Here is a 5,910-nt window from a genome sequence, read left to right on the forward strand (position 1 = left end):
GATTTGTTCCATATTATGAGTTTTGGTATTATCTGAACCATATTGAATTTTAACTAGATTTTTCCAGAGTAACTTCCTTAAGTATAGAATCTCATAAAGAATTTTCCTCAGATTTCTCTGATGTAACTTCCTCTAGTTTAGACTTTCCATTAACCTCAAGATTTTGATGATTTTTTTGTTCACTTTGTAGCTTTCTAACTAAATTTATTTCTGCCTGAAAATCAATATAGTGGGGTAACTTTAAATGTTGTACAAAACCTTGAGCTTCAACGTTATCTGAATGATACAAAACAAACTCTGGGTCTTGAGCAGGTCCTTCAATTTCTTCTCCTAATTCTTTAGCTTGCATCGCCCGATCTACTAACGCCATCGACATTGCTTTTCGTTCGTTATAACCAAAGGTTAAACCATAACCACGGGTAAATTGTGGAGGTTTTTCCTTACTACCTTTAAACATATTTACATTCTCTGCTTCAGTAATAGTAATATCGGCGATCGCTATTTCAAAACCTAATTCTTCTGGAAAAATAACTACTTCAACTTCTCCCATTTTTATCTCTCCAGCAAAAGGATGATTTCTACCATAACCTCTCTGAGTTGAATATCCTAAACTCAGCAAAAAACCTTCATCTGCACGAGCTAAATTTTGTAATCTTGCATCTCTTTCTGCGGGTAATTTGAGTGGTTGTCGAGTTAAGTCAAATGGTTGCTTATCATCCTCTGACTTTTCTTCACCAACTAACCCTTCTTTTTCTAAAGTAGTCATTACTTTCGGGAAGTTTTCTTCTATGTTTAAATTTTTGTTTTTACATGATGTAGGTGTGTTGCCTTCCGCAGCTAATTTAAAGTCTAAAAGGCGATGAATATAATCAAAAGTTGGTCCTAAATATTGACCTCCGGGAATGTCTTTAAAGATAGCAGAAATTCTCCGTTGAATTTTCATTTTAGTTGTATCTAATGGTTGACTATAATAAAGTCTTGGTAAAGTAGTTCGATATGCTCTTAATAAAAATATTGCCTCTACTAAATCACCCCAAGATTGTTTAATTGCTAAGGCAGCTAAGTCTGGGTCGTACAAACTTCCTTCACACATAACTCGGTTAACTGCGAGGGTAAGTTGTTGTTTGATTTGCTCTAGGTTTAATTCGGGAATATTAGGGTCGCCCCGCCTTAATTCTTGCAGTAGTGTTTCGGCATTTTTAATTGCTTTTTCTCCGCCTTTTACTGCTACATAAGCCATATTTTTTTTACCTCAGATTTTGCTTTTACTGTAAGCATTTAGCTATTAGCTAGTCAGCTCTCAGCTATGATAGAAATTGATTAGCTATAATATTAACAATTTATAGGACTTACGCAAAGAAACCCAGTTTCTATATACATTATGAAAAAACCTAGTTTCTGGGTTCACCCGTGTAAGTCCTGAATTTGTCAATTAGCTCAATTAACTATCGTTAATAGTGAGATAGTTTTAACTAAAATTGTGCGTTACGAGAGATTTTCAAATGGTAATTATAGCTTAAATTGTAATAGTGGAATTTCTCTTCCCCATGCGTATAGAGCAATAGTAATTTCATTTTCTCAAGCACCTAGGAGATGGAGGTGAGTAGCGGAAAATTCCCACTATTGCGTATAGAGCAATAGTAATTTCATTTTCTCAAGCACCTAGGAGATGGAGGTGAATAGGGAAATTTCTCTTCCCCATGCGTATAAAGCAATAGTAATTTCATTTTCTGAAGCTCCTGCGAGATGGAGGTGAGTAGTGGAATTTCTCTTCTATTGCGTATAGAGCAATAGTAATTTCATTTTCTGAAGCTCCTGGAAGATGTAGGTGAGTAGTGGAAATTTCTCTTCTATTGCGTATAGAGCAACAATAGTTTCATTCTCTGAAGCTCCTGCAAGATGGAGGTGAATAGTGAGAATTTTCCAACTATTGCGTATAGAGCAATAGTAATTTCATTTTCTGAAGCTCCTGCGAGATGGAGGTGAGTAGTGAGAATTTTCCAACTATTGCGTATAGAGCAACAATAGTTTCATTCTCTGAAGCTCCTGCAAGATGGAGGTGAATAGTGAGAATTTTCCGACTATTACCTATAGAGTCAGAATAATTTCATTTTCTGAAGCTCCTGCAAGATGGAGGTGAATAGTGAGAATTTTCCAACTATTGCCTATAGAGCAATAGTTAATTCATTTTCTGAAGCTCCTGGAAGATGGAGGTGAATAGTGAGAATTTTCCGACTATTACCTATAGAGTCAGAATAATTTCATTTTCTCAAGCACCTAGGAGATGGAGATGAGTAGTGAAATTTCTCTTCCCCATGCGTATAGAGCAATAGTTAATTCATTTCGTGAAGCTCCTGGAAGATGGAGATGAGTAGTGAGAATTTCTCTTCCCCATGCGTATAGAGCAATAGTTAATTCATTTTCTGAAGCACCTGAGAGATGGAGATGAGTAGTGGAATTTTCCCACTATTACCTATAGAGCAATAGTAATTTCATTTTCTGAAGCATCTGCTAGATGGAGGTGAGTAGTGAAATTTTCTGACTACTTATCACTTTCAATATTTTGAAATTTTTGTTGTTCTCGGTAAACCAATTACTGTATTCTTAACAAAGAAAAATATATCTATTCCCAAAGGATAATTTTTAACATTAGTTTCCCATTCTGACCAGAAAAACTCCGGTAAACCAGGGATAGAAATTGTTGTTTCTGCTAAAATTCCCGGTCCGGTTAATATTACTTTTTCCCCTGATTCTAAATCTAATCCTTGCACAAATAAAGTAGTTGATTTTTCTGGTTCTTCTGCTGTTCCAGAATTAAAATTTTCAAAGTTAGGAATAGAATTAATATTCTTAATTATCGCAAAATCTGCAAGTTGAGAATTATCAGTAAAACTACACCCTGTATGAAACAATAACCAAGCTTTTACATCTCCATCAAAATCTGAACTTAACCAAACTTTTGTTTCTAAATCTAACATTGTTAAACAGGCAGCAGCAGAACCTATATTTAAGTCTGATGGTGGAGTTAAATTGATATTAATTTCTTGCTGTTTTCCTGGATAAGATAAAGCATTGAGTAGTGCCCGAAAAGTTGTTTGAGAATCATCTACAATATCTGAAAAACCTGGTAGTTTTGTAACCATAGAAAAATATTTAGAATAGTTTTCATTATCAATTATCCATTATCAATTATCAATTGACTTCATTCATCTCCTCTTCTAAGGGTAAAGAAATTAACTTTTGTCGCCTCTGTTTGAGATTCTTGAACTTCTTTTTTGCGTTTTGCCTCTGCTTGAAGAAATTCAATAACTATAGACTGCACAATATCATGCCATTCTGGAATTTGCATCAAACCATCACACAATGCAGCAAGTTCCGCATGACGATACGATCGCCCTCCCACATAACCAAAACCTATAACCTCCTCTATCTTTACAGTACAGCGAGTAATAGTCATCTCTCCTAGATTAAAAATTTGTCCCGTACCTCCAGCGCGGCCTCGTACCATTGTTAGACCTATTTCTGGTGGCCTGATAAAACTGTATTCAGGTAAAGTCCCTATTTCTGCTATTTTTGCCTCCAACTGGTTTAAATTACTCTTGGCCAGGGTTGCCATCCACCTTTGTCGCGTTTCAGTTTGAATTTCCATATCATACCTTTAGACCAACGTTGGATAATTTACTCATTCTCTAGATATAAATCTAAAAAGTATTTAATGTTACGATATAATAAAATGGTGATTATACCGGAAACCTTTTCCTTATAATCCCTATCTACAGTATTTCTTAATGAAAACTGTAGGTATTGAAAATTGTTATTGTAATCCCTACCTAACTGTATTTTCAATTAGGAATGTGGGTATTTTCGATTTTGAGTTTTTGATTTATTGACCAAGGTGAATTTATGCCATTTTCAATCGATACAGCCCGCAATATTTTCCCTAACACTTTATCTGCTGATGCAGTGCCAGCTACCATTGCCAGATTTAATCAGTTAAGTGCTGAAGACCAATTAGCTCTCATTTGGTTCGCCTACCTGGAAATGGGTAAGACAATTACAATTGCTGCTCCAGGAGCTGCTAATATGCAGCTTGCAGAAATAACCATGAATGAGATTAAGAAAATGAGTTTCCAAGAGCAAACTCAAGTAATGTGCGACTTGACTAACCATGCTGATACTCCAATTTGTCGTACTTATGCTACTTGGTCTCCAAACATTAAGTTGGGCTTTTGGTATCAGCTTGGAGAATGGATGAATCAAGGACTTGTTGCTCCTATTCCAGAGGGATATAAACTTTCTGCCAATGCTTCTGCTGTATTAGGAACTATTCAAGGATTGGACTCTGGTCAGCAAATCACAGTTTTACGAAATTCTGTGATTAATATGGGATTTGATGTGAAAAACTTAGGTAACTATACTAGGGTGTCTGAGCCTGTTGTTGCACCAAAAGATATGGCACAGCGAACTGAAGTAACTATTCAAGGTATTGATAATCCTACTGTCTTGAATTATATGAATAACTTGAATGCCAATGACTTTAATGCACTGATTGAGTTATTCACTCCTGATGGTGGACTTCAGCCTCCTTTCCGCAGACCAATTGTGGGTAAAGATGCTGTTTTACGTTTTTTCCAAGAAGAATGTCAAAACCTCAAGTTAATTCCAGAGCAAGGAATTTCTGAACCGGCTGATGATGGTTATACTCAGATTAAAGTTACTGGTAAATGTCAGACTCCCTGGTTTGGTGCTGGTGTGGGTATGAATATTGCTTGGAGATTTTTGCTTAATCCAGAAGGTAAAATCTTTTTTGTGGCGATCGACTTATTAGCTTCTCCTAAAGAGTTGTTAAATTTGGCTCGGTAGAAATAGGTTTTTTAACTAGCTATCAGCTTTTCCTTACGGAATGCTGCGCAAACAGCATTTAGCTGTCAGCTAAAAATTCGAGGGTTTAAGTCCTCCACAAGAGTTTGAAAAAATTAGTGGTGCGTGTTAATGGGGGNTCTTTTTTGTGGCGATCGACTTATTAGCTTCTCCTAAAGAGTTGTTAAATTTGGCTCGGTAGAAATAGGTTTTTTAACTAGCTATCAGCTTTTCCTTACGGAATGCTGCGCAAACAGCATTTAGCTGTCAGCTAAAAATTCGAGGGTTTAAGTCCTCCACAAGAGTTTGAAAAAATTAGTGGTGCGTGTTAATGGGGGTTTGAATCCTCCATTATATACCAAGAATAAGCTGACTGCTGATAGCTGAGTGCTGACTGCTACTTCAACATTTGAAGCTAATTTTAGCAAAGTTATTTAACCTACGAAAACTAAAAATCAATAAATTTTAAAGAGCGCTTCTCAAACGGAGCGCTTTTTTGTTTGAAAATATAAAGGTCTATATGTTATGATTAAGAATCACATAAAAAATCATAATCAAAATACATTTTTTAATAAAGATGATGCAGATTACTAATATTGAGTGGTCTACAACAGAAGAAAAGATTGCTCAATCAGCTTTGGAAAAAGCTAAGGAACGAGAAATAAATGCTTTAATGGCAACGGTACGCCAACAAGCAAGTGGAATTCAAGAGTTTAATGACTTATGGCGTCTGCATGATTTTCTCAGCGCGAGAAGATATGATTTAGATGGAAAGTATGACTCCAGAAATGCAACTGTAATTTTTTCTCTTGCTGGTTTAGTCAAAGAGGGATGGTTGAACATTACTGAGCTAGAAGGTTTGGATCAAGAAAAGATTACAAAAGTATCTGCTATGACTAGGATGATCTAACTAATATTCTATCTTAAAGATATATGTAAATGAAGGGCGGGTTTTGAAATGAGTTTTGCTCCTTTAGTCTAAACCTGTCCTTAGATTTATACCATTTCTCAAAAACTTTTCAACTTGTGTCTTGAGTGGGGGAGTAGGGG

Annotated in this window: 5 protein-coding genes; 2 read left to right on the forward strand and 3 right to left on the reverse strand. The window is 35.8% G+C overall.

Going from position 1 to position 5,910, the window contains the following annotated elements; all coding sequences use genetic code 11:
- Window positions 1–91: 91 nt before the first annotated feature.
- The 3 genes from AFK68_RS14260 to phnG form a co-directional block, all read right to left on the reverse strand.
- Window positions 92–1,240 (reverse strand): carbon-phosphorus lyase complex subunit PhnI, encoded by a 1,149-nt coding sequence (locus AFK68_RS14260; RefSeq protein ID WP_094673376.1) that lies wholly within the window; start codon window positions 1,238–1,240, stop codon window positions 92–94.
- Between the two features lie 1,315 nt (window positions 1,241–2,555).
- Window positions 2,556–3,143, reverse strand: coding sequence for a phosphonate C-P lyase system protein PhnH (gene phnH, locus AFK68_RS14265; RefSeq protein WP_094673377.1), 588 nt, complete (start codon window positions 3,141–3,143; stop codon window positions 2,556–2,558).
- Window positions 3,144–3,202: 59 nt separating this feature from the next.
- The gene (gene phnG, locus AFK68_RS14270; RefSeq protein ID WP_094673378.1) at window positions 3,203–3,649 is read right to left on the reverse strand and encodes a phosphonate C-P lyase system protein PhnG; all 447 of its coding nucleotides are present in this window, start codon (window positions 3,647–3,649) and stop codon (window positions 3,203–3,205) included.
- A gap of 254 nt (window positions 3,650–3,903) precedes the next feature.
- Here phnG and AFK68_RS14275 point away from each other — a divergent pair, with 254 nt between their 5' ends.
- Together AFK68_RS14275 and AFK68_RS14280 are read left to right on the forward strand one after the other, a co-directional pair.
- Window positions 3,904–4,863 (forward strand): orange carotenoid protein N-terminal domain-containing protein, encoded by a 960-nt coding sequence (locus AFK68_RS14275; protein WP_094673379.1) that lies wholly within the window; start codon window positions 3,904–3,906, stop codon window positions 4,861–4,863.
- 574 nt (window positions 4,864–5,437) lie between these two features.
- Window positions 5,438–5,770, forward strand: coding sequence for a hypothetical protein (locus AFK68_RS14280; RefSeq protein ID WP_168186471.1), 333 nt, complete (start codon window positions 5,438–5,440; stop codon window positions 5,768–5,770).
- The last annotated feature ends 140 nt before the right edge of the window (window positions 5,771–5,910 follow it).

This window comes from Hydrocoleum sp. CS-953 (genome assembly GCF_002260545.1).
Taxonomy (GTDB): Bacteria; Cyanobacteriota; Cyanobacteriia; order Cyanobacteriales; family Microcoleaceae; genus Trichodesmium.

Coding starts and splice junctions, on each gene's coding strand:
- AFK68_RS14260 (WP_094673376.1), bottom strand. CDS start 1,240: ATGGCTTATGTAGCAGTAAAAGGCGGAGAAAAAGCAATTAAAAATGCC.
- phnH (WP_094673377.1), bottom strand. CDS start 3,143: ATGGTTACAAAACTACCAGGTTTTTCAGATATTGTAGATGATTCTCAA.
- phnG (WP_094673378.1), bottom strand. CDS start 3,649: ATGGAAATTCAAACTGAAACGCGACAAAGGTGGATGGCAACCCTGGCC.
- AFK68_RS14275 (WP_094673379.1), top strand. CDS start 3,904: ATGCCATTTTCAATCGATACAGCCCGCAATATTTTCCCTAACACTTTA.
- AFK68_RS14280 (WP_168186471.1), top strand. CDS start 5,438: ATGATGCAGATTACTAATATTGAGTGGTCTACAACAGAAGAAAAGATT.